The sequence below is a fragment of the Paenibacillus thiaminolyticus genome (genome assembly GCF_007066085.1).
In the GTDB taxonomy this organism is placed as follows: domain Bacteria; phylum Bacillota; class Bacilli; order Paenibacillales; family Paenibacillaceae; genus Paenibacillus_B; species Paenibacillus_B thiaminolyticus.
Map to the genome: position 1 here is coordinate 1,975,668 of NZ_CP041405.1, position 23,308 is coordinate 1,998,975.

At 55.4% G+C, this 23,308-nt stretch carries 18 protein-coding genes and 1 CRISPR repeat array; of the genes, 8 read left to right on the plus strand and 10 right to left on the minus strand.

Annotated elements, in window-relative coordinates; translation table 11 throughout:
- The first annotated feature begins 57 nt into the window (after positions 1-57).
- A complete protein-coding gene (gene mtnK, locus FLT43_RS08945) occupies positions 58-1,317 on the plus strand; it encodes an S-methyl-5-thioribose kinase (protein WP_087445212.1) in 1,260 nt (419 codons plus the stop codon).
- A 127-nt stretch (positions 1,318-1,444) separates the two neighbouring features.
- On the opposite strand, the gene FLT43_RS08950 is transcribed toward mtnK, so the two are convergent.
- Positions 1,445-1,747 (minus strand): YunC family protein, encoded by a 303-nt coding sequence (locus FLT43_RS08950; protein ID WP_087445211.1) that lies wholly within the window; start codon positions 1,745-1,747, stop codon positions 1,445-1,447.
- A gap of 175 nt (positions 1,748-1,922) precedes the next feature.
- Between FLT43_RS08950 and FLT43_RS08955 the strand changes: the two genes are divergently transcribed.
- Positions 1,923-2,591 (plus strand): hypothetical protein, encoded by a 669-nt coding sequence (locus FLT43_RS08955; protein ID WP_087445210.1) that lies wholly within the window; start codon positions 1,923-1,925, stop codon positions 2,589-2,591.
- 66 nt (positions 2,592-2,657) lie between these two features.
- Here the strand turns inward: FLT43_RS08955 and FLT43_RS08960 are convergent, their stop codons facing one another.
- Entirely contained in the window at positions 2,658-4,586 is a 1,929-nt protein-coding gene (locus FLT43_RS08960; protein WP_087445209.1) for a putative bifunctional diguanylate cyclase/phosphodiesterase, read from the minus strand.
- Between the two features lie 47 nt (positions 4,587-4,633).
- Entirely contained in the window at positions 4,634-5,002 is a 369-nt protein-coding gene (locus FLT43_RS08965; RefSeq protein ID WP_087445208.1) for a DUF423 domain-containing protein, read from the minus strand.
- A gap of 321 nt (positions 5,003-5,323) precedes the next feature.
- Between FLT43_RS08965 and FLT43_RS08970 the strand changes: the two genes are divergently transcribed.
- The 5 genes from FLT43_RS08970 to FLT43_RS08990 all read left to right on the plus strand — a co-directional run bounded on the left by FLT43_RS08970 (position 5,324) and on the right by FLT43_RS08990 (position 12,325).
- Entirely contained in the window at positions 5,324-6,997 is a 1,674-nt protein-coding gene (locus FLT43_RS08970; RefSeq protein WP_087445207.1) for a DUF4091 domain-containing protein, read from the plus strand.
- A gap of 289 nt (positions 6,998-7,286) precedes the next feature.
- Positions 7,287-8,060 carry an IclR family transcriptional regulator gene (locus FLT43_RS08975; RefSeq protein WP_087445206.1) on the plus strand — a complete coding sequence of 258 codons (774 nt, stop codon included), beginning with the start codon at positions 7,287-7,289 and terminating at the stop codon, positions 8,058-8,060.
- The gene (locus tag FLT43_RS08980; RefSeq protein ID WP_087445205.1) at positions 8,057-9,568 is read left to right on the plus strand and encodes a sulfatase family protein; all 1,512 of its coding nucleotides are present in this window, start codon (positions 8,057-8,059) and stop codon (positions 9,566-9,568) included. The genes FLT43_RS08975 and FLT43_RS08980 overlap by 4 nt, the downstream gene beginning before the upstream one ends.
- A 160-nt stretch (positions 9,569-9,728) precedes the next feature.
- The gene (gene yhbH / locus FLT43_RS08985) at positions 9,729-10,880 is read left to right on the plus strand and encodes a sporulation protein YhbH (protein ID WP_087445204.1); all 1,152 of its coding nucleotides are present in this window, start codon (positions 9,729-9,731) and stop codon (positions 10,878-10,880) included.
- The gene (locus tag FLT43_RS08990) at positions 10,877-12,325 is read left to right on the plus strand and encodes a SpoVR family protein (protein WP_087445203.1); all 1,449 of its coding nucleotides are present in this window, start codon (positions 10,877-10,879) and stop codon (positions 12,323-12,325) included. Before yhbH ends, FLT43_RS08990 begins: the two co-directional genes overlap by 4 nt.
- A gap of 102 nt (positions 12,326-12,427) precedes the next feature.
- On the opposite strand, the gene FLT43_RS08995 is transcribed toward FLT43_RS08990, so the two are convergent.
- Together FLT43_RS08995 and FLT43_RS09000 are read right to left on the minus strand one after the other, a co-directional pair.
- A complete protein-coding gene (locus tag FLT43_RS08995; RefSeq protein ID WP_244194407.1) occupies positions 12,428-13,291 on the minus strand; it encodes a DUF6544 family protein in 864 nt (287 codons plus the stop codon).
- Complete coding sequence (locus FLT43_RS09000) at positions 13,269-13,733, minus strand: MarR family winged helix-turn-helix transcriptional regulator (protein WP_087445202.1); 465 nt, start codon at positions 13,731-13,733, stop codon at positions 13,269-13,271. The genes FLT43_RS08995 and FLT43_RS09000 overlap by 23 nt, the downstream gene beginning before the upstream one ends.
- Positions 13,734-14,031: 298 nt before the next feature.
- Here FLT43_RS09000 and FLT43_RS09005 point away from each other — a divergent pair, with 298 nt between their 5' ends.
- Positions 14,032-14,991, plus strand: coding sequence for an Rpn family recombination-promoting nuclease/putative transposase (locus FLT43_RS09005; RefSeq protein WP_087445201.1), 960 nt, complete (start codon positions 14,032-14,034; stop codon positions 14,989-14,991).
- A 43-nt stretch (positions 14,992-15,034) separates the two neighbouring features.
- Positions 15,035-15,726: direct repeats of the CRISPR family, unit length 32 nt; unit sequence ATTTCAATCCACGCATCCGCGTAGGATGCGAC.
- A 516-nt stretch (positions 15,727-16,242) separates the two neighbouring features.
- Here the strand turns inward: FLT43_RS09005 and FLT43_RS09010 are convergent.
- From FLT43_RS09010 to FLT43_RS09030, 5 genes are all read right to left on the minus strand, one after another.
- Positions 16,243-16,995, minus strand: coding sequence for a PIG-L deacetylase family protein (locus tag FLT43_RS09010; RefSeq protein ID WP_087445200.1), 753 nt, complete (start codon positions 16,993-16,995; stop codon positions 16,243-16,245).
- Positions 16,996-17,016: 21 nt separating this feature from the next.
- Positions 17,017-18,060: an N-acetylglucosamine kinase gene (locus FLT43_RS09015; protein ID WP_087445199.1), complete on the minus strand. Its 1,044-nt coding sequence runs from the start codon at positions 18,058-18,060 to the stop codon at positions 17,017-17,019.
- Positions 18,060-19,568, minus strand: coding sequence for an argininosuccinate lyase (gene argH / locus FLT43_RS09020; protein WP_087445198.1), 1,509 nt, complete (start codon positions 19,566-19,568; stop codon positions 18,060-18,062). The genes FLT43_RS09015 and argH overlap by 1 nt, the downstream gene beginning before the upstream one ends.
- A 10-nt stretch (positions 19,569-19,578) precedes the next feature.
- Positions 19,579-20,337, minus strand: coding sequence for a creatininase family protein (locus FLT43_RS09025; protein ID WP_087445197.1), 759 nt, complete (start codon positions 20,335-20,337; stop codon positions 19,579-19,581).
- A 386-nt stretch (positions 20,338-20,723) separates the two neighbouring features.
- Positions 20,724-23,279 (minus strand): NEW3 domain-containing protein, encoded by a 2,556-nt coding sequence (locus tag FLT43_RS09030; RefSeq protein WP_087445196.1) that lies wholly within the window; start codon positions 23,277-23,279, stop codon positions 20,724-20,726.
- Between the last annotated feature and the right edge of the window lie 29 nt (positions 23,280-23,308).

Genomic DNA, 23,308 nt, shown 5'->3' on the forward strand with positions numbered 1-23,308 from the left:
CCGCATATATGGAAGATTGTTCATGTTCATTTTAGTACCGGGAGGTGCCTGTCTACGATGACTTATCACACAGCTTACCGTCCTTTGGGCCTGGAGGATGCCGTGGCCTTGGCTCGCGGGATCGAAGGACTGTTCCCGCCCGATATGCCTCTTCATTGCGAGGAAATCGGCGACGGAAATTTGAATTTGGTGTTTCGGGTAATTGGCGTTGCAGAGGGAACGGATGATGCGACTCCCTCCCGACGTATTATTATCAAGCAGGCGCTCCCGTATGCAAAAGTCGTGGGAGAATCGTGGCCGCTCACTTTGGATCGGGCCCGCATCGAAAGCGAAGCCCTGCAGACTCAAGGAAGGCTCGTCCCTCATCTCGTTCCGAAGGTCTATGCGTACGATCCGGAACTGGCGCTCACTGTGATGGAAGATCTGAGCGATCATGCGATTATGCGCCACGGGCTGATGCAATCCGCTTCGTATCCGCTGTTCGCTGAACATATTGCGGAATTCATGGCGCATACGTTGTTCTTCACCTCGGACCTGGGCTGCAATCAGCAGGAGAAAAAGCGAATCGCGGCTGCGTTCACCAACCCCGAGCTGTGCAAAATAACCGAGGATCTGATCTTCGATGATCCTTATACCGATTCACCGAACAATAATTGCGAAGAAGCGCTGCGCGAGGATCACCGCAGCCTTCAGGAGGATCAGGCCCTTCATCTCGAAGTGATGCTGCTGCGGGAAAAGTTCCTGACACAGGCCCAGGCTCTGCTGCATGGCGATCTCCATACTGGCAGCATCTTCGTCACGCCGGAGTCAACTAAGGTGATCGATCCGGAATTCGCCTATTATGGACCGATCGGCTTCGATGTTGGAGCGGTCCTGGCCAATCTGCTGCTCAATGCGGCCGGGCATGAATATTGGAGTACGGATGAAGGCGCCCGGAAGCAGCACCGTGCCTATTTGCTGGCAATGGCTGAAGCCGTCTGGACCGGGTTCGAGACCCGCTTCCGCTCGCTGTGGAACGAGCACGGCATCGATCGGCTTTCATTTACCCCCGGATATCAGGATCTTTATATGGAACGAATTTTGCAGGATGCGGTCGGTTATTCCGGCTGCAAAATCATTCGCCGCATTGTCGGCCTCTCGCATGTCGCAGACATTGACCGCATTGAGGATGATGCAATCCGGCTGCGGGCGCAACGGATGGCGCTGCGCATCGGCAAGACATTCATCCTCTCCAACCGGTCTGTCCGCTCCATTCGAGATGCTATCACAGCAGCCAAGTCGGCTATCGCGAACGAGTATGCCCATGACCGTTCCTAATTAGATAACTCTGAGGACGGTTGTCCGTTCTATTCTTGCATATGTTGATGATTATGCGCGAAGGCGAAAAGCCGCTTGCTTTTCGCCTTCGGTATGTGCGTCTCCGACGGGAGGCTGCCGCTTCGGACTACACCATCCGCGCGAGCGCTTCTCTCCCCGTCATGCCGCTATGAATGCCCCGGTTCTCCGCCTCGACGGTCACCGATTCGAGCGGCGCTTCCAGCAACTGTTCCAGCGTGCGGACTCCGACGGCACGCCCCGCCACAATACGGCGATCCTTCAGCTTCTCATTCAACAGTCCGACATCGAGCGCCCCGCACATAATATATCCTTCCTCTGTCGTAATCGCGAGCAGCGTCGTCTTCGGAAGCTTCACTTCAATGCCTAGAACGGTCATGCCTTCTATAGCCATTGGTACCATGCGCATCATTCTGCATACCCCTTCCGCCCAAGATGATATCATCCTATGCATCCCCCCTGCGGAAGGTCTCCATAGGAAAATGAAAATCTTTTTCCAATAATAGGACTTATGGACTATGCTATGATTTTTGTCCCGTATTATAATGGGTTCATCTAGGCTAATTGTCCAGGTTGGAGGAATCAACATGCTGTATCCCATAACATCAACATCTAACGTGTACAAATTTAATGTGGACATCCTGGTCAAAGGCGAATCCAATGCGGCAACGTTGGAGAAGCTGCTTCACCTGCTTCATGCTTCACCGGACGTGCTCGATCTCCGGATCCAATCCGGTGTGGAAATGGGATCCTTGTTGAATCTGATGGAAGCCATGCAGCAGAACAACATGGATGCAACTCCATTTGGCAAGCCAACCGCGACTCGAGGAAGGAACCAGAGCCCCGCCTTGTCGGATAACGCGGGGGAGAAGAAGGCCGGAACGGCGGCTGTGCACCGGATTGTCCCAGAATCCCATCCGACGCCGGTCCCGGATTCCCACAAGACGAAGACGGAGTCTTCGGAAAAAGAGCTTCACATCGCGACAAGCGCCGACGATCCGGAGAAGAACGGACAAGCTCCTTCCGCCACACGAATGAGATTGGTTCTGACAGAGCTTCAGATCAAGCGCTACATTGAGCAAAATTCCCTCGTCCGGCTTACCGTCAACAAAGGAAAAGGAAAAATGTTGAGCATTCCTTGCCGGATTCTGAATTATGACCCCGTCAATCAACTGCTGAATGTGTACCATGTCGATGAAAAGAATGTCTACGCCTACCAACTGTTCGAAATCGAATCGATGGATGCCCATAATTAATGCAGTACGAGAACAGCCGCCACGCAAGTCCCAACGACTTCGCATGGCGGCTGTTGTATCGCAAGCCTATAGTAAACATGTCTCGCATTGCTCTCGGAACAACTGCTCGAACCGCTGGCAAGACAGCGGCGGGCTGAAGTAGAACCCCTGGATTTCATCGCAGTTATGCTTCTGCAGGAAGAGAAGCTGCTCCTCCGTCTCTACCCCTTCGGCAATGACCTGCATATTCATATTGTGCCCCAGGGCGATAATCGCCGACACAATCGCGGCATCATTCGGATCCTGCTGCAGATCGCGGACGAATGATCGGTCGATCTTCAGCCGGTGTATCGGGAAATTTTTGAGATAATGGAGCGAGCTGTAGCCGGTGCCGAAATCGTCAATGCTAATGGCTACCCCCATATCCTTCAATTGCTGCAGCACGGGAGATGCCCTGGGCACGTCCATTGTCATGCTCTCTGTAATCTCCAGATCGAGGTAGGCCGGATTCAATCCGGTCTTGGCCAATACCTCCTGCACCGTCTCCGACAAGTTGTCCATTTCGAACTGGCGTACGGACAGGTTGACCGATACCGGTATCGGCGGATAGCCCTTCTGCTGCCACTCTTTATTTTGCCGGCAGGCTTCTTCGAGCACCCATGTGCCAAGGGCGACAATAAAGCCGTTCTCCTCCGCGATAGGAATAAATTCCCCCGGCGAGATCATTCCGCGTACGGGATGATTCCAGCGGACCAACGCTTCCATACCGACGATGCGCTCCGTATTCATATCGTATTGCGGCTGATAGTACAGCTCGAATTCCTCTTTCTTCAGCCCCCGCCGCATATCATTTTCCAGAGTCAGCCGTTCCAGCGGCCGATCATTCATCTCCGGTACATAGAACAGGAAGCCGTTCTTCCCCTGCTCCTTGACGCGCGACAGCGCCAGATCCGCATGCTTCATCGCCTGAGCCCCGTCCGCCCCCGGGTTCTCGACCATCGCAATGCCGATGCTCATCGTCACATGAACCGGGACATCGTTCAAGTAGAACGGCTCTTCCAGAACGGACAGCGATTGAACGATCCGCTTATGCACCTCGGCCTCCGATTCCACGAACGTGAAAAAGCAGGCGAATTCGTCGCCTTCCATGCGGGCAACCACGTCATTGTCTGTCATCGTCCGCAGCAGGCGCTCGGCAATCTGCATCAGCAGCATATCGCCAAAATCCGTGCCGAATGTATCATTAATCCGCTTAAACCGATCCAGGTCCATGTACAGGACGGCGATCGAGAAGCGCTCATTGACGGCCATCCCGATGGCTTCCTCCAACCGCTGCATGAACATGCGCCGGTTCGGCAGCCCGGTCATATCATCATAATAGGACATGTACCGGATCCGTTCCGCCATATGCCGATCCGGACTCGGATCCTGCAGAGAGACCGAATAGATCGGCTGGGCCGTTTGGGGGCAGATTCCATCGGCCAGACGGACAACCCTGCCAATCCAATCCTGACGAAAGCCCTCCTTATGGAACCCGGCAAGCGCCAACTCCTTCTCGTCGCCCGGTCCAAGATCCGTCAATGAATCCAATAATTTCCTCTTGGAGCACTCATCCATCACCTTGGACAGTGCCGGGATCTCTTCTTCGTATCCCGTTACACCGCGGAACGAATGATTCACTCCCTTAACCGCACCATCCCTCTCTATAAAAAAAATCGGAACAGGCACATGATTAACCAAATATGCCCACTCCGAACCGGCCGGTGCTCTGTTGTCAAGTATACAGCAAGTCTGGCGGATTGTATCCCGCCGAAGCGGCTTCGCTCGCCATTCGGATAGGGCAATGTACGCGACGGCGGCTCCCCATAGGAGCCCGATACCGATTCGGAGAACGCCCTCCGACAGAAAAAAAACGACCGCGCCTCCGATGCACGTGATGGCCGCCAATAACGATGTAGCGACGAACAGCGACGTTCTTCGCGGTTCCACCCTCGGTTCTTCTATCTGATTATTCACCTTGTACTCTTCCTTCCGGCCCCTAGTCTCACCCCGTCTGCTTGATGCTATCTTCGTGCCGCCAAGGCTAGCATAAGCCAGCCGATAAGGAAGGCGACGCCTCCAATAGGCGTAATCGCACCCAGCATGGAGAATCCGGTGAAGCATAGCAAATATAAGCTTCCCGAGAAGATGATCATACCCGTAAACAAGAGGCGGGCCGACCACTGCACCTTCTTCTGGTCTGCCAGCTTATCCGCCAGGATTGCAATCAGAATCAATCCAAGCGCATGTGCCATATGATATTGAACTGCCGTCTCATAGGTCGCCATCCGCTCCGGTGTCAGTCTTGCCTGCATAATATGCGCACCAAACGCCCCCAGCGCAACGGACAATAACATATTCAGGCTTCCTATCATTGCGTAGCGTCGCAGCATGTTGCCACTCCTTTTATGGATCATTTGGTGATCTATACTATTTTACGATCCTATCTTATCTGAATCCGCCGCCTTTTTCCACATTGAAATCGAAGGATTCCCTTATGAATTGGTGAATATATGCTAACCGCCGACAATGCTTGACACGCGGACCGCATACCTTGGGATGTATAAATGTAAAAAAGTTGTTGGAGAAAGCCGCTCTTTTTTCCAGAAAAGAAAGGATACTCACAGGAAAATTCGGCTCCACGGAGAAGTTGTAGAAAGCGTTATCATATGAATCAGGAGAAAATTACTCTTCATGTAAAGGTGGCATGAAAAATGGCGAATCACGTGCTGGACACCCGCATTATCAGTTCCTTAGTCAAAGTTTTTGCCGACGAGCCGCTGCAGGCTCCCGACTTCCGGACCTCAACCGTCCTGCAGGGGGAAGCCCTGCACTTCCAGCTTGCCTACCGCGGAGAAGAGCTGCGGAAGGAAGCATCCGTATCGGTGCGCGGCGGCGTGGCGGGGGCGATTACCGTTCACAAGGTTGCGCTGGTTCCGTCAGAGCTGCCCATCTATGCGCACCATGACGGCAATCTGCTCCGCTCCGCCCCGGGCCTCTATCCCGATCTGCTGGCACCCGTAGATCCCCGGGAGGGCATCGTCATCTGTCCCGGACAATGGCGGGCGCTCTGGATTACGGCTGAAGTCGATGAACGATGGGACGCAGGCGAGCATCCGATCACGGTGTGTCTAGCCAGCAGCGCCGGCGAGCTGCTCGCCGAGGAGACGTTCACGCTCGTCGTCCTCCCCGCCGCTCTGCCCAAGCAGCAGCTCATGCATACCGAATGGTTCCATAGCGACGGCATCGCGGCCTACTACGGCGTGGACGTATTCAGCGAAGCGCATTGGGAACTGATCCGGAGGTTCATCCGCACGGCGGTCCGGCATGGCATTAATATGATCTTGACGCCGCTGTTCACGCCGCCGCTGGATACCGAGGTCGGCGGGGAGCGGCCGACCGTCCAGCTCGTGGATGTGACCAAGACAGGCGATCGCTATGCCTTCGGCTTCACGCGCCTGGAACGCTGGGTGAAGCTGTGCCTGGAGGAGGGCGTTGAATATTTCGAGATGTCCCATCTGTTCACCCAGTGGGGCGCGAAGCATGCGCCGAAGATTGTCGCAGCCGTGGACGGCGAGCCGCAGCGAATCTTCGGATGGGAGACGGATGCGTCAGGTCCGGAATACCGCGCGTTCCTGCGCCAGTTCCTGCCCGAGCTAATTGCCTGGCTGAAGGCGAACGGGATCGCGGACCGGGCTCATTTCCATATCTCGGACGAACCGCGTGTCGAGCAGATGGACTCTTATCGCAATGCAGTGGAGTCCGTGTCCGATCTGCTGGCAGGGTTCCCTGTGATGGACGCGTTGTCCGATTATGATTTCTATCAGAGCGGGCTCGTCCAGGTGCCCGTTCCGGCCAACAATCATATCGAGCCCTTCATCGAGAACGGCGTGAAGCCGCTCTGGACCTACTACTGCTGCTCCCAGTACCGGGAGGTGTCGAACCGCTTCTTCTCGATGCCTTCGGCCCGCAACCGCATTCTCGGCTGGCAGCTGTACAAATTCCAGGCCGACGGCTTCCTCCATTGGGGCTATAATTTCTATTACTCGCAATATTCGCGGAAGCCGATCGATCCGTTCCGCACGACAGATGCGTCGTACGCCTTCCCGTCAGGCGACGCCTTCCTCGTCTACCCAGGCGAAGAGGGGCCGCTCGAATCGATCCGGCTCGATGTACTGCGGGAGGCACTGCAGGATCTGCGCGCGCTGCAGCTGCTTGAATCCTATATCGGGCGGGAGGCCGTCGTCGCGCTCATCGAGGAAGATGTGGATGAGCCGCTCACCTTCCGCACCTATCCGCACAGCGCCGAATGGCTGCTGAACAAGCGGATGGCTGTGAATGAACGGATTCGGGAAGCCGCCTGCGGCAAGGTGCCCGCTCCAAGATAACGGCACGTCCGTGCCGCAACGAAGGCATGGCCTGCAGCCTGCGGCGAAGGCATCACCGTTTGCCGCGGAGGCAGCTCCCATTTGCGTTGGAGGCATGGTCCCATCTGCGTTGGAGGCATGGGGCCCTAAGCGGCGAAGGCATGACCGGTTCTACGGCGAGCAAAGGATGCTCGGGTAGGACCGGTTTCTTTTTGCAATTGCACCGATTGCGGAAATGAGATATTATATATGAAACTATAAAGTAACTCATATGATACTAACGAGACATTACGTATTGGAGGTGCAAACGATGGCGGCTTCCGCACCAGGGTTGAGCAGCGGGCTTCGCATTATGGAAGCGATCGTCGAATCCGAATCCGGGATCGGCTTCAATCAATTGAAGACAGCGGCCGAATTGAGCGCGGCCAGCCTGAATCGGTATTTGCAAGTGCTGCTGGAGCAGCAATATGTAGAGAAGGATGCGAATCAGCAATATGTGGCCGGCCCCATGTTGTTCGCCTTGATGCAGCGGGCCGAGCGGCATCACGGGCTCCGCGGCGCGAGCGGACCGGTGCTGGACCGCATCTCCCTGGAAGCGGGGTGCACCGCGCTCTGGATTGATTATCGGCACGGCCGCATGATCTGCCGGGACAAGCGGGTTCATCCGGAAGGGATCGCGATGCAGCAGACGGGCGAGATCCGGACCGATTACCCGCTTCACCCGTGGGGCTTCCTGCTGCTGGCGCATGCCGATGAGGCGACGCGGCGCTTATATCTTGAGCACGCGGATAACGGAGCCTTGGCGCCATATCGTCCGGATGCAGAGGCGCTGGAACGGTATATTGCCAATGCTGCAGAATGCGGCCTGGCGGATGATCAAGGGGCCATCCTGCCCCATATTCGCCGCATCGCCGTTCCCGTCTATGACGGGGGGCGGCTCGCCGCCGCGATTGCGGTCGGCATGCCGGGCACTTCCTTCGATGCCCCGTTCATTCATCGCCTCTATGAGCTGCTTCTGGACGAGGCCGCGCAGGTTATGAAGCTGCTGCAGCCCGCGATTCAGGAAGGGAGAGGGGAAGCATGAGTATGAATGGGAACGCGAACATGAACCGCAGCAAGAATCAGATGGATACTAACAAAAGCACGCATCCGAATGTCATCTACATTTTGGCCGACGATTTGGGATACGGCGACATTTCCTGTCTGAACCCCGAATCCCGAATCACGACGCCGCATCTGGATCGGCTTGGGCGGGAGGGCCTCATCTACACCGATGCGCATTCCTCCTCCGCCGTCTGCACCCCTTCGCGCTACAGCATCCTGACCGGACGGTATAACTGGCGTTCAGAATTGAAGGAAGGCGTCCTGTGGGGGTATTCTCCCAGCATCCTCGAAGAAGGCCGGATGACGGTCGCATCCTTGTTCAAGCAAGCCGGCTACCGTACGGCATGCTACGGGAAATGGCATCTCGGGCTCGATTGGCACCGGACCGGCCCCGCGGCCGAAGATGTTGAGTTCAGCAAGCCAATTCGGCGCGGTCCGATCGATGCCGGGTTCGACGAGTTCTACGGCATCAGCGCCTCGCTCGATATGCCGCCCTACGTCTATATCGAGAATGACGCCGTGGTACAGCTTCCGGATCGGCTGACCCGCAACGATGACAAGAAGGGATTTTGGCGGGAAGGCCCGGCGGCGCCCAATTTCCGGCATGAAGAGGTGCTGCCCCGGCTGACCGGCAAAGTGCTAGAGCGGATTGAGCAGTTCAGCTCTGCGGCGGACGGCAGCCCGTTCTTCATCTATTACCCGCTGCCCGCCCCGCATACGCCGATTGTGCCGGCCCCGGAATTCGTCGGGCGCTCGGGAACCAATCTATACGGCGACTTCGTCCTCATGGTCGACGATGTCGTGGGCGCGATTATGCGCAAGCTAGAGGAATGCGGCATCGCGGACAATACCGTTGTCCTGTTCACGAGCGACAACGGCTGCTCCCCAAGCGCGGATTATGAGGAGCTGGCCCGATATGGCCATCATCCAAGCTATGTCTTCCGCGGCCACAAGGCCGATATTTATGAAGGCGGGCACCGCGTGCCGCTGCTCGTCCGCTGGCCGGCGCGCATTGCGGCGGGCACCCTCTCCGGCGAGCCGGTCTGCCTCGTCGACTTCATGGCGACGGCCGCGGATGTGACGGGCCAGACGCTCCCTGACGATGCGGGCGAGGACAGCGTCAGCCATCTCCCCCTGTGGCTCGGCACGGATGGAACGGAGCCGCTTCGCGAAGCGATCGTGCATCATTCGATCGACGGCTCCTTCTCGATTCGCAAGGGCGAATGGAAGCTCGAACTCTGCCCCGGCTCTGGAGGGTGGAGCGATCCGGCGCCTGGACAAGAGCCTCCCGGCTCCCCGTCGTTCCAGCTGTACCGGCTGAGCGACGATATCGGCGAGCGGCAAAATGTAATCGCTCGATTCCCTGACATCGTCCAGGAGCTGACGGCCCTGTTGAGCCGCTATATCAAGGAAGGACGGAGCACGCCAGGCCCTCCGCAGCCCAATACAGGAATGCCGCGCTGGAGCCAGCTGCACTGGATGGAATAAGGGGCAAGGCCCTAGCGGCCGGCCCCGGCGCACCTCTGCCGCAGGCAAATAATCATCGCCATCCTCCCTCATCAATCCCGGCCCTCCTGAATAAAGTGAGTAGAAAGCGATTCATCTGCTTATTCAGGGAATTTCACTTGGTTAGTAAGGAGGGCCATCTATGACCAACCCATTGTTTATCGTGTCCCGCGAGGACTGGTCGCTCCATCGCAAAGGATATCAGGATCAAGCGCGCCACCAGCAGAAGGTTAACGATGCGATTAAGCAGAATCTCCCCGACCTCGTCACCGAGGAAAACATCATCATGTCCGACGGCAAGCAAATCATTAAAGTTCCAATCCGGAGCCTGGATGAATTCCGCTTCGTCTACAATTTCAACAAGAAAAAGCATGTCGGCCAAGGAGACGGCGACAGCCAGGTCGGAGACGTACTCGGAACCGACGGCTCCCAAGGCGCGGGCAAAGGGAAGCAGGCCGGCGATCAGGCCGGAACGGATGTCATCGAAGCCGAGGTCAGCATCGCGGATCTCGAAAATATGCTGTTCGATGAACTCGAACTGCCTTATTTGAAGCAGAAGGACAAAGATCAACTGGAGACGACCGACATCCGGTTCAACGATATTCGCAAAAAGGGCATCATGTCCAACATCGACAAGAAGCGCACCATTCTCGAAAATTTGCGCCGCAATGCGCTTGCCGGGAATCCGGGGATTCACCGCATCAGTCCGGACGATCTGCGCTTCAAGACATGGGAGGAAATCGTGAAGCCGCATTCCAATGCCGTCATTATCGCCATGATGGATACGTCCGGCTCGATGGGCTCGTTCGAGAAATATTGCGCGCGCAGCTTCTTCTTCTGGATGACGCGCTTCCTGCGCCGCCAATACGAGAAGGTCGATATGGTCTTCATCGCCCATCATACCGAAGCGAAGGAAGTGAGCGAGGACGAGTTTTTCACCCGCGGAGAGAGCGGCGGCACCATCTGCTCCTCCGCCTATATCAAGGCACTGGACATTATCGACAGCCGGTTCCCGCCTTCTTCCTATAATATTTATCCATTCCATTTCTCAGACGGGGATAACTTGACCAGCGACAACGATCGCTGCGTGAAGCTGATCGGCGAGCTGCTGCAGCGCGCCAACCTGTTCGGCTACGGCGAAGTGAATCAATACAATCGCAGCAGCACGCTCATGTCCGCGTACCGCCATATTCAGAACCCCCACTTCATGCACTATGTCATCAAGGAAAAGGCCGAGGTGTACCGCGCGCTCAAGCACTTTTTCAAAAAACAGCCGGAAGGGGTGCGCTCATGACAGCCGACGATATGCAGGCGCTGAACTATGCCATCGACGAGATTACCGAGATCGCGGCCGGCTTCGGTCTGGACTTCTACCCAATGCGCTACGAGATCTGCCCGGCCGACATCATCTACACGTTCGGCGCTTACGGGATGCCGACCCGCTTCAGCCACTGGAGCTTCGGGAAGACTTTTCATAAGATGAAAATGCAATACGACTTCGGGTTAAGCAAAATCTACGAGCTCGTCATCAATTCCAACCCGTGCTATGCCTTCCTGCTCGAGGGCAATTCGCTCATTCAGAACAAGCTGATCGTCGCGCATGTGCTGGCGCATTGCGATTTCTTCAAGAACAATGCTCGCTTCTCCGCCTCGAACCGCAATATGGTCGAGAGCATGTCTGCGACGGCCGAGCGCGTCATGCAATATGAGCTGGAATACGGGACGCAGGCGGTGGAGAGCTTCATCGATGCCGTGCTCGCCATCCAGGAGCATATCGACCCGCAGATCGTGCGGCCGCAGACGCTCGACAAGCAGCGCTATATGGAGCTGAAAATCCGCGAACAGCGCGAAGGGAAACCGCCCGCTCCGCCGGGGGCCTATGATGACCTGTGGGCACTCGAGGAAATGAAGGCAGCAATGCGTTCCACTTCACCCCGGCCGGGGATCGCCGACCGCCGGTTCCCGCCGGAGCCGGAGAAAGACATCGTCTGGTTCATCCAGGAATTCTCCCCGGTGCTGGAGGATTGGCAGCGCGATATCATGACGATGCTGCGCGATGAGATGCTCTATTTCTGGCCGCAGATGGAGACGAAAATTATGAACGAGGGCTGGGCCTCCTTTTGGCATCAGCGCATCCTGCGGGAGCTGGATCTGACCTCGGAGGAGACGCTCGAGTATGCGAAGCTGAACGCATCGGTTGTACAGCCGTCGCGCCACAGCCTGAATCCCTATTATTTGGGCGTGAAAATATTCGAGGATATCGAGAAGCGCTGGGATAGCCCGACGGAGGAGGAGCGCGATCGGTTCGGCCGCGAGCCGGGTCAGGGCCGCGCCAAAATTTTCGAGGTGCGTGAATTCGATTCCGATCAATCGTTCCTGCGCAATTACTTAACGAAAAAGCTGTCGGAAGAGCTGGATCTGTACATTTTCGAGAAAAAGGGGCCGGAATGGAAAATTACCGATAAATCATGGGAGAACATCCGCGATCAGCTCGTCTACTCGCGCGTCAACGGCGGCTTCCCGTACCTCGTGGTCGAGGACGGCGACTACCACCGCAACGGCGAGCTGTTCCTGAAGCATCACTATGAAGGGCTCGAGCTCGATCTGAAATATCTCGAACGAACGCTGCCGTATGTCTATACGCTATGGGGCAAGGCCGTCCACCTCGAGACGAAGGTCGAGGAGAAAATGGTGCTGTTCACCTATGACGGGAAAAAGGTGTCGCGGAAATTTATGTAGGTTGCGGAAGCTATGCGGAAAATACGGAAGCTGGATCTTCTTTTGCAGAGGGGTCCAGCTTCTGATTATGGATTTGGAGGTGCCAGCCATCCCATAGACACTCTACCTGTACTCTATTTCAAAATGATTGCTGTCAAAATAAATGAGGTCTCCATGCTTGTAATGCCACACAGCTTGAAGATGGGTAGGCTGCTTTATACCGTTTATCGTCTGATAGTTCCCGAACATGGCGGACCATGCCACTTGTTGCTTGGTTCCATCTGTTGATACAAGTGTCCGGTCGTTCGTTGTAAAAGAAAGCGCCTCTCCGTTCTCGCTAAAAGTAAATACGCCGCTAGCTGAAATGCCATAATAAGATATGGTTGCTCTGGTGTGAGTGTCGTCAATAGCCTCCCAGGTAATATAATTCTGCAAAGCTGCACTGGGCATGACTATAGATTCCGCTAGAAAAGTAACCAAACAGGCTTTGTCCATTTCCTCCCCTCTTTGATCAAACAGCGTGATTCCTTTTGCAATAACACCTTTCATGCTGCCTACCCCATTAACATAGGAATCAAAGCCCTGAAAAGGGATCCCATACATAGATGTATCAATAAATGCAATCCTCTCAGGCACACTAACAAAGTTGTACTGTGTATAATCGATGGTTAGGCCTGGTTGGTCAGGTGACAAGATAAAATCCACATCTTTAAAGACTGCTTTCATATAAGTCATCTTGGGAGTGCCAATGTACCCACTATATTCAAAATACCTTTTCACAGGAATCGGCAAAGTTTCTATCTCGTCGTATGTAAAAACAGCTTCACTTGGGTTTGAATTACCGATTTTCTCAGCGAGTGTCTGATCGAATTCTGCTCTTGTCTTCGAATAAGGTATATTAAAAAAGATGATAATTCCAATCACGATAACTGCCAAAATTGTTGCTATCACCCACATGAATTTTTTAACTCCTTTCAGCATTATCATGACCTTCCTCCATTTTCGCAATATTGTCAGCTAACTGAATGAGTCCCTTATATAAACCATTCGTTACCTCCTCATCAAATGCGTCAAATAATGCATCCATAAACTGCTCCTCTTTGTCGCCTCTTTCCTGAAAATAGGTTGTACACTTTGGTGTCAGATGAATTCTAACGACTCTCGCATCATGAACATCTTTCGTTAGCGACACAAACCCCTGTTTCTCAAGAATAAGGGCCATCTTCTTCACATTTTGTCTGGAATTGCCTATCATCTCGGCAACCTCACTTAATGTGGGCGACGGGTTTCCGCACTTCAAAATAATCGCTATCAATAGCCATTGCTTCATCGTTACGTTCTCATCTAGCTTGTCACCAAGAATCTGTAATCGGTTTGCCAATGTAAGAATCGCACCAAAAATATATGCTTTTTTCTGATCATCACTCATGACAATAGGCCTCCAAATAAAAGGTAACTGGTTACATATATTATACGTAACCGGTTACCTTTTGTCTAGGTACTATGTACGCTTTAAGTGCCGCTTCATACATTGGCGTTCCGGTGCAGCTCGCATCGCTTATTGACCATGAGCATTGCCATCCATTACAACTTTCGCAACCGAACTCATTCATGCAAAATAGCAGACAAGAGAGAGGCGGCACCTACTCGACTTCATTCCGCACCTATTACTTACCGCTTATAATCAGGTATAATAAAGGAAAGGATGGCAGGAAGGAGGGGCATGTATGGGAAAGGAATCTGATGAACACAATACCATTCATTACCGCCACGATACGTCATACCGCTTCCTATTGTCCAGCAAAAAACTCTTTGTCGAGTTGCTTCGCTCCTTTGTTCAAAAAGAGTGGGTTGAGCGCATCGATGAAACGAATGTACAGGAAATCCCCCATTCGTTTGTTCTTCAAGACTTCAAGCGTAAGGAAGCCGATTTGGTGTACCGGGTGAAGGTGAATGGACAAGATGTCGTTTTTTATTTGTTGCTGGAAATGCAGTCCAAAGTGGACTTCCTCATGCCATATCGCCTGCTGCTTTATCAGGTTGAGATCTGGCGGTATCTTATGAAAGATCAGGAAAAAGCGAAGGACAAGCCTAAAACATTCCGGCTGCCTCCCATTGTGCCGATTGTGCTGTACAATGGGAAGAGACGCTGGACCGCCAGTCGCCAATTTCGCCAGTTGTTAGCCAATGAAACGATGTTCGGCTCGGAACTCCTGAATTTTGAATATGTCCTTATTGATGTTGCTCGATATACAGAAGAAGAGTTGTTGGCTCTTTCCAATACGATCGGTTCTGTCTTTTTGCTTGATCAGACGGCGGATCAGACGGAGTTACTGAATCGGCTCGGCAAGCTGATGCATACGATACAGCAATTGCCAGAGGACAGCCAACAGCAATTAATCGCCTGGATGGCGAATATATTAAGTCAGAAATTGCCGGAAAATGAACCACAGTTGCGCGAGCTTATTCAAAACGTAAAAGGAGGCGTATCGGTTATGGGGCTTGAAAAAACCTTGGATGCCATTAAGCGTGAAGGTAGACGCGAAGGCAGAAGAGAAGGTAAGCGTGAAGCAAAAAAAGAAGTTGTCAAGCAAATGCTCGCCGAAGATTTGGATCCAGAATTGATCGCCAGAGTCACGGGCTTTTCATTGGAGATTATCACGCAGTTAAAGGAACAATCCCATTGATTCATAGTACGGGCCGTTTCATTGCGAAACGGCCCTTTTTTTGTTCCCAGTCCACGCATCCGCGTAGGATGCGACCAAAAAATTCAACCTGGGTACGTTTTTCGTTGACATTTCAATCCACGCATCCGCGTAGGATGCGACTCAAATGCCAGCCTTGGAACTGAACGCAATCCCAATTTCAATCCACGCATCCGCGTAGGATGCGACCCCATCCACGTCCCGTAAATTTACAGACAAAGAGCATTTCAATCCACGCATCCGCGTAGGATGCGACAATGCCTGCTGCGCCCAGGCGACCGCCGTCTCCGATTTCAATCCACGCATCCGCGTAGGATGCGACCGTAACGCTCCAGGTTCCCGTTCTTTTCTTGTTTATTTCAATCCACGCATCCGCGTAGGATGCGACCCGGCCGGGGTGGCGGGCACGTTTCCATTCCGAACATTTCAATCCACGCATCCGCGTAGGATGCGACAAAAATCTCGGCCACAGTACGGACGAGGCGACGATTTCAATCCACGCATCCGCGTAGGATGCGACCGTAACGCTCCAGGTTCCCGTTCTTTTCTTGTTTATTTCAATCCACGCATCCGCGTAGGATGCGACTGCCGACAGGCGCGCCGAAGACATTCGAAGAGTTATTTCAATCCACGCATCCGCGTAGGATGCGACACTTATTCCTTATCAGAATACGAGCAAGAACGGATTTCAATCCACGCATCCGCGTAGGATGCGACAGCGAGAATTGACTGAATGTGTCAAGAATCCACTCAATTATGATTGAATAACTCTAGAAAATGAATAGAACAACCAAAACTTGCAATTCCCCCATAGCTCTTTCTAATTAAATTGGTTAATTATGTAATAATTATGGTGCGAATGTCCCGGGAATTTCATGTGCGCTTCACATTCGCACCGGTAGGTGTGCCCCAATCATCAAGTTGCACAACTCCGCTTTCCTTACCGGGGCAAAGGGCTGAATCTTCCACTCGTTCTGTTGAATTATTGAACTGGTTCTCTCATTTAGTATATCATGGGCCAGCATGATAGGGTATCGGTCGTTGCACTCACGGGTCGTCCCTTGCTTGAGGGCGGCCGAGGACAAGCCCCGGTTTGTGGGCCCGGGGCTAGCGACACGGGGCTACATTATGGGCAATAATCATTACCGCTGGCTCTAACGAGGTATCTGCTCATGTGGGTCTCCAACGGACTCAGCAGGTCAACCAGATAAGTGGTGCCTCCTCCCGCCACGATCACCCCAACTCCATCTCCGGCAGCTCGTAGAGAGCCGCCGATGCCGCCTTCGCTTGAACAGGCTGGCCATTGGCGCGGACCAGGGTGTAGTATTCGTATTCGCCGATGACGGTGAAGTCGCCGTCCATGACCCCGGGATAGGCTCGGTTCACGGAGTAGATCTGGCTCCGGTAGGCCTGCAAGGCCCGCCCCTTATGCTGGCGGAAGCCCCGGATATTGGTTCGCGCCGTGATCGGGCAGGTCTGCGTCGGTCCGGAATCCGGGCAATGGTCGTAGTAATGTGGGATCGAGGTATAGTAGAATAATGGCTTCCGGCCCTCCGGGTAATGCGCTTCGGCCAGCTCAACCGCTCTCTCCGTGGCCTGGGATATCGCGATATGATCGGGATGTCCGGTCACCCCGTCCGGCGGAAACGTAATAATGACCTCCGGCCTTAGCTCGACAATCGTAGTCTGAATCCGATGCGCCAGCGCGGACGAGTCAAGCGACTGCAGCTCTCCGTCCGGATACCGGTACAGCACGAGTTCGGCGATGCCGAGAATGGAGCAGGCGTTCCGCAGCTCCTGTTCCCGGAACCGGGCCAATTCTTCGCGGGTAGCGAATTGGAACTCCCCTGACCTCCCCTTGCATCCCGAGGTGGCGCATGCGAGAATCACGTCATGGCCCGCACGGCTTAGCTTGGCTATCGTCCCTCCTGCGGCAAAGGATTCGTCATCGGGATGGGCGAACACGAATAGCCATCTTGTCTTCATTCCCCTTCAGCCTCCCGCTGTTCATCGGTTTCCCGCCTGAAATGTGGATGGCTCAACGTTATCATTGGCGTTTCCCCTCCCCTTTGTCTTCAAATAAGATAATCCCATGGCGATAACACCATAAATCGGCTCTCGGCGGGCCTCGTCCCATTGGACATGCGGAGCGTACGCTTCGATCCGTCGCAGCAGCGCTTCCCGGACGTAGCTTTCATGCTGCAGCACACCGCCCTGCATAATCGCAACAAAGGGATCGCGGTGGAACGACAGATGACGAATCACTGCGGCTGCGGCGTAAAACAGCTCATCAGCGGCTGCCGCTAAAATCCGCTGCGCTTCCTTATCCCCTGCAGAGGCTGCCTGGCCGACCGCGCGGGAGAGCCGGCTTACTTGCTCGATGGAATAGGCTGAACCGTACATCCAGTTGAATAGCTCTTCTTCCCGCTCCATCCCTAAAAACGGCAGCACCCATTCCTTAAGCTTCGTGTCCGCTCCTCTTCCGTCGTAAGCCCTGAGAATCGACAACGCCGCCTGCTTGCCGATCCAATAGCCGCTGCCTTCGTCGCCGACACGATGGCCCCAGCCTCCTGCTCTGGCCGTCCTTCCGTACTCGTCGATCCCGTATATAATCGAACCGGTTCCCGAAATCACCAATATCCCCGGCTGACCGCCGGTCGCGCCGAGCAACGCGGCATAGCCGTCGTTCTCCACGATCAGGTGCCCGACTTGAAGCGGCAGCAGCGCGATCGCCTCTTGTACCATTCCAGTGATAGCGACCCTGTCGGCTTCGGTATCCAGGCCGGCCAGGGCGAACACGGCGCATTCCACTTCCAAGACGGTGCCCGCATTCGACTCGACACAGCTTCCGCCACTGTGTTCCAGGTTCGCGATCGCCTCGCGAATCGCCGCCGCGAGCCCGAGCTTGGCTCCCTCTGTCCCGCTGCCATGGTAATTGGACGGGCCGCCTTGCCCTCGTCCGAGCACCTGACCCTGCCTATCCGTAAAGACGGCAAGCGATTTGGTCCCCCCGCCGTCGACGGCCAGCAGGGGGATACGGCGTACCGCCATCAGCTCCCACTCCACTCCAGGATGACTTCATCCACATGCTGCATCGCCCGCTGAATCTTGTCCTGCGCCTGGCCAACCCATTTCAAATGCGCTTGCTGCTCCTTCATCCGAATCTCAATCATGCGCTTGACTTCCTTCGGACTCGGCCCTCCTGGCAACGAACGAATATCTACAAAATGCACAGGGTCGAGTGCTTCACGCAGCGTTGCTTCATTAAGCGTCGTATCTCGCCCGATATGGCGCAGCGCGCTCTCGTTGACGAGAGTGAGCGTAATCTGATCCGCCGCCAATCCTTGGGCCAATGCCTGCTGCACCACGTCGCTGACGATGTGATGGGCCTTGCGGAACGACAAGCCATCCGTCCGGACCAGCGTATCCGCCAGCTCGGTCACCGTGGCGAAGCTCCCCTGGGTACGCTCCCGCAGCACCTCCTTCTTCACTTCCATCGTCCCGATGACAGCGGCGAACAGGCGGTAAATGTTGTTCATCATGCCGAGGCTTTTCCAGGCATAAGGCTGCATATCGTCCTCGGTGTCCACGATGTCGCCGAACGGCGTATTGTGAATCATCGACAGCACCGTGTTCGTATTGCCGACGCAGCTCGACAGCAGCGCGCGCATATGCTCGAACGAGACGGGATTGCGCTTCTGCGGCATAATCGAGCTGATCTGTACATACGGGGCCGCCACATGCAGCGCGCCGAACTCCTGCGTGCACCAGAGCAGCATATCTTGAACGACCCGGCCCAAATTGATCGCCGCGAGCTGCAAGGCTGTCGCGATCTCGCCCAAATAATCGGCGCCGCCGATGGCGTCATAGGAATTATCGATGAGTTCATCAAAAGCGAGCAGCTCCATCATCTGTTCCCGGCTGATCGCAAAGCCCGATGTCGTGAGCGCCGCGGCGCCCATGCTGCTGCGGTTGCAATTGGCGTAGGACGCCATCATGCGCCGGATGTCCCGGTTGAGTGAATCGGCGACCGCCATCATATAATGCGCGAGTGTCGTCGGCTGCGCCTGCTGCGTATGCGTGTAACCGATCATCAGCGTGCCGGTGTGGTCGCTGGCGAACAGCAGCAGCTGCTCCTTCAGCTTCAGCGCGGAAGTCAGCGTCACGAGCAGCTTCTCCCGCAGCACCATCCGGTAGATCGCAATGCCCATGTCGTTCCGGCTGCGCGCCAGATGCAGGTTGCCGGCGATCTCGCCCGCATGCTCCAGCAGTTGATGCTCGACCTGGAAGAACAAATCCTCGAACTGCCCCGTATAGCGGGCTTGGCGCAGTGCCTCCGTATCAATTGCCCGAATCGCCCTGGCGATCTGCTTCGCTTCGTCAAGCGATACCAACTGCTGCCGCTGCAGCATGATAAGATGGGCCTTGTTGATCGCCATCATTGGGCCGAGCAAATGTGTTTTCGCTTCATTAAAAGCCGGTTCGAGCACCACCTCCGCGTACGTTTTGCCGGGAAATGCCGTTCCCTCAGCTTCCATCCATTTCTCACGATATCCCATAGCGTTCCTGTCACTCCTTCTTCTTGTCTGTTCTCCTCGCCAGCCACTCCTGGATGAGCAAATTCATATTGCGGCTCGCTTCCTCCACGATGATCTGTCCCGCCTCAAGGGAGCACTGCCGAATGCGGCCCGTATAGCCGTCCCACCCTTGCGGAGTTCCTTCAACCAATACATAGGGTACAGGAGATAAGAGAGAACTTGCATCGAATTCCAGATCCGATTTCTGTACGGTTACCATTTCCGGGAAAAAGGCCTTGACGACAGACATTTCATACGGTCCCCCATGTCCACGGCCAGCCGTTCCTTGAAAAAGCCCCATCCGCTGCGTGAACTCCACACTCGCCATCTGCCACCAGTTGATCAAAAGAAAGCTTACTTCAGGATAGGTACCTGTCACCTGCTCAGCTACGGTACGGGCTGGCCCCATATTGGCATCGTGTGCGTTCAGCAGCACGATATGGCGGATGCCGAGCCGGCAAATGCCTTCCACGACATCGGTGAGATAGTCGATAAAGACCGTAGGGCGAACCGGGATCGTGCCCGGATAATGCCGAGTCTTGCCTGGGCAGGCCGAGAACGGAACGGCCGGAAAGATCAAAGGATGCAGGGAAGGGTCAATCCGCTCCGCAAAGCCCTCTGCCAGGATCGTATCCGTCCCGAGCGGCGCATGCGGACCATGATATTCCACCGAGCCCAACGGGACGACAGCGAACCGCGCCTCCTTTGTCACTTGCTCGATGTCCCGCCCATGAACTCCGATTGCCTTCACTCGCTTTGCACCTCCTATTTTGTGCGAAAATGGGAGAGGGCCCCGAAAGGGGCTGAAAGCTGGAACTGTTCTCTTCCGTAACGGAAATTGGCTGCTTGCTCGCGTTGCCGTTCTCACACGGTAATCCGTCCGAGTTGACGGCTTATGATGCCGTCTGTTCACAGTGATCCGTTCAGGTTGACGTCTTACGTTGCCGTCTGTTCACGGTAATCCGTTCAGGTTGACGGCTTACGCTGCGGTCTTTTCACGATAATCCGTTCGGGGCCCTCGCCAATGGTTCCATGCTGCGCAGACAGCCGTATCCGGCTGACCGTTATTAGGCAGCTATCAGGCTTCTTTCAGGTAGCTTTCAAAGCTGCATGGTTGCGAATGCGTGTACCGCCTTCCTATTGATGCTGGCTAATCATATTGACGAACATCCGTATGGAGCCCGGAACGAGCGCCGGAATCTGGCGGTACCAGACCAGGGAGCTGTACGTATACACCCCTTTGCCATAATGCGCGGTCAGGAACGTGCCCGTGAACTCCTTCTCCCCGGGATCGCCGTTCGAGATGAGCGCCGTATACTCTTGGCCCCACTGCGACGGATTGTAGGCGGAGCGGTCTTGAATCCAACCGTTCCAATCCTGATCCGTAATCTTGTTCGGCGTGGTGAACATCGGGTGATCCGGTGCCAGCGTCGTCACCTTGGAATTCTCATCCGTGACGCGCCACTGAATCAGCGGCTTTCCGATCGTAATCGGATACGGAGCCAGCTCCGGCGACCATTTGTCCTCCGGCTTATGATATTGGACGACCAGATTGCCGCCGTCCTTGACATAGCTGAGGAGGCGCTGGTTGCTCGGAATCAATTCCGGGCGGAAGGCGTACGCGCGAATGCCCAGCACGATCGTGTCGTATTGGGACAGATCGCCGGATTCGATATCCTTCGCATCGAGATTGACGACATCGACGCCCGCCTGACGCAAATACTGATCGATGTTGTCAAAGCCGCTGGACACGTAGCCGACCTTTAATCGGTCCGGCACCTTCAGATCGAAGGCTTGGATGCTGAGCTCCGCCGGCTGTACCAGATACGTCCTGCCGATATGCGGGTATTCGATCACCTGTGCCCCATGCGTGCTGAGCACGGTGCCGCTCTTCGCTATCGCCTTCACGGAAAAGGTACCCGGCGCCACGTTCGTTCCCGCCTTGACCGTAAATGCGGCGGACTTCGTGTCGCCCTTGGCGGCGAAGCTTAGCTCTTCCACGGCCGGCTCGACCTTCCAGCCCTCCGGCACGTTCAGCGACACTGACGCCTTGGAAGCGCCCGGCGTGTAGTTGCGCACGGTCACCTTCACCGGAATCGGCTCTCCCGCCCGGAGCGTATTCAGAATCGTGGCGCTCGGGCTAAGCGTCATCGAGTACGGCGGCAGCACGGCGACGGCGTTCTGCGGCGTAACGTCCAGCGCCGTGGCGGTGCCGTAGGCCTCATACTCGGCCTGTCCCTGGAACACCGCAGGGTCATAAGGCTTGAACAGCGGCGCGTTCGCGGGAACCGTGACCTCGAACACGACGGATGCCGTCTCGTTGTAGCCCAATTGATCGAAGCGGGCCGCTCCGGCCGGGTCCGCCTTCCAGCCTGCGGGGACGCGAAGGCTCAAGTTAACGTTGCGCAAGGTCGTGGAACCGCCGTTGAAGGCCGAGACAACGACCTTCGTCGTCTGGCCCGCCACTAACTCACTTTCGGCCGGCTTGACCTTCGCCACGACGGATGCCGCTTCCATGCTGGCCGTATTCAACTGCGCTTCCTTGACCTGAAGCCGGTGAAGCAGATCCTCCTTGGCTGCCGCCTCCAGATCGGATGCTTTGACGTCGGCCAGCGCGGTCTGTACATTGGCTTTCATCTGATGGACTTGCTTGAGCACTCCCGCGAAGCTCGGGTAGGCGGCAATGACTTCATTCGCGTCCTTGTGGAGGGTGCGCAGATCGCGGACGACCTTGCCCTTGCTGTCTGTGCCCTTCGCCTCAATCTCTTGCGCCAAATCCTCGAAGGTGAAGGCGATGCCGGCGAAGAAATCATTCTCTTTCTCCTTGGACGTGACCGTGCTTAGCTCGAGCTTGTAATACTTGCTGAACAGTTCCCCTTGCACGGGGCCTTCGTCATACACCCTGCCCATGCCCTGGCTTCGGTGCATGAAGCGGGATTCTTCTCCAAGCTGAAGATACGAGGCGCCGTAAATTTCATTGTATTCGCCGATCGGCGCATTCACGCTGTAATCCTTGGAGTCGGCCGGCACGTACAGCTTCTTGATTTGCCAGGGTTGAAGCCCCTTTTTCAGATGCTCAGGAAAAATGTCCGGATTCGCCGCATCCTTGAATGCCCTGACGGTAAGCACGTTGATCGTGCGGTGATGTCCGTGCGTGGAGGCTTCGTTCAAGAACGAAGGAATGATGACATCCGGGCGCAGCTCGCGAATTTGCCGAATCAAGCGCTCGTAGACGACCGAGTCGCCCCATTTCTCCAGCGTCTCCTCCACGCTCTTCGAAAAGCCGAAATCGTAGATCGGATCGTCCAGCTTCTCGCCAAGTATCCCTAACGTCACGTTGGTGATGCGGGATGCTTCCTGCAGCTCGCGGGTCCGAATGACGCCGAGGGCCTGCCCCAGCTCGCTCCCGATCTCGTTCTGCCCGCCTTCCCCCCTGACCGCGATGACGCTGGAGGTGTTCACGCCTTGCCCCAAGGACAGGTAGGCCAAGGTCGCGCTGTGTTCATCATCGGGGTGAGCCCCCGTGTTCATGGCGCTCGCGATCGTCGTCAATGGCCGAATCGACTTCCACAGATCGGCTATCCCGCGATCCGCATACACGGGTTGGGCTTGTGCGGCTAGCAGGGTGCTGCCCGCCAGCACCACGCTCATGACCATGGAACAGAATCTCCAAGCTGACTTGCCTTTGATCATCAAATCCCTCCTCATAATGGTGGATTGGT

Excerpts from the sequence above, each read along its gene's own strand:
- FLT43_RS08955 (WP_087445210.1), top strand. The coding sequence starts at position 1,923 with ATGCTGTATCCCATAACATCAACATCTAACGTGTACAAATTTAATGTG.
- yhbH (WP_087445204.1), top strand. The coding sequence starts at position 9,729 with ATGACCAACCCATTGTTTATCGTGTCCCGCGAGGACTGGTCGCTCCAT.
- FLT43_RS08975 (WP_087445206.1), top strand. The coding sequence starts at position 7,287 with ATGGCGGCTTCCGCACCAGGGTTGAGCAGCGGGCTTCGCATTATGGAA.
- argH (WP_087445198.1), bottom strand. The coding sequence starts at position 19,568 with ATGGGATATCGTGAGAAATGGATGGAAGCTGAGGGAACGGCATTTCCC.
- FLT43_RS08980 (WP_087445205.1), top strand. The coding sequence starts at position 8,057 with ATGAGTATGAATGGGAACGCGAACATGAACCGCAGCAAGAATCAGATG.
- FLT43_RS09000 (WP_087445202.1), bottom strand. The coding sequence starts at position 13,733 with ATGAGTGATGATCAGAAAAAAGCATATATTTTTGGTGCGATTCTTACA.
- FLT43_RS09005 (WP_087445201.1), top strand. The coding sequence starts at position 14,032 with ATGGGAAAGGAATCTGATGAACACAATACCATTCATTACCGCCACGAT.
- FLT43_RS08965 (WP_087445208.1), bottom strand. The coding sequence starts at position 5,002 with ATGCTGCGACGCTACGCAATGATAGGAAGCCTGAATATGTTATTGTCC.
- FLT43_RS08970 (WP_087445207.1), top strand. The coding sequence starts at position 5,324 with ATGGCGAATCACGTGCTGGACACCCGCATTATCAGTTCCTTAGTCAAA.
- FLT43_RS08990 (WP_087445203.1), top strand. The coding sequence starts at position 10,877 with ATGACAGCCGACGATATGCAGGCGCTGAACTATGCCATCGACGAGATT.
- FLT43_RS09015 (WP_087445199.1), bottom strand. The coding sequence starts at position 18,060 with ATGGCGGTACGCCGTATCCCCCTGCTGGCCGTCGACGGCGGGGGGACC.
- FLT43_RS09030 (WP_087445196.1), bottom strand. The coding sequence starts at position 23,279 with ATGATCAAAGGCAAGTCAGCTTGGAGATTCTGTTCCATGGTCATGAGC.
- FLT43_RS08995 (WP_244194407.1), bottom strand. The coding sequence starts at position 13,291 with ATGATAATGCTGAAAGGAGTTAAAAAATTCATGTGGGTGATAGCAACA.
- mtnK (WP_087445212.1), top strand. The coding sequence starts at position 58 with ATGACTTATCACACAGCTTACCGTCCTTTGGGCCTGGAGGATGCCGTG.
- FLT43_RS08950 (WP_087445211.1), bottom strand. The coding sequence starts at position 1,747 with ATGATGCGCATGGTACCAATGGCTATAGAAGGCATGACCGTTCTAGGC.
- FLT43_RS09010 (WP_087445200.1), bottom strand. The coding sequence starts at position 16,995 with ATGAAGACAAGATGGCTATTCGTGTTCGCCCATCCCGATGACGAATCC.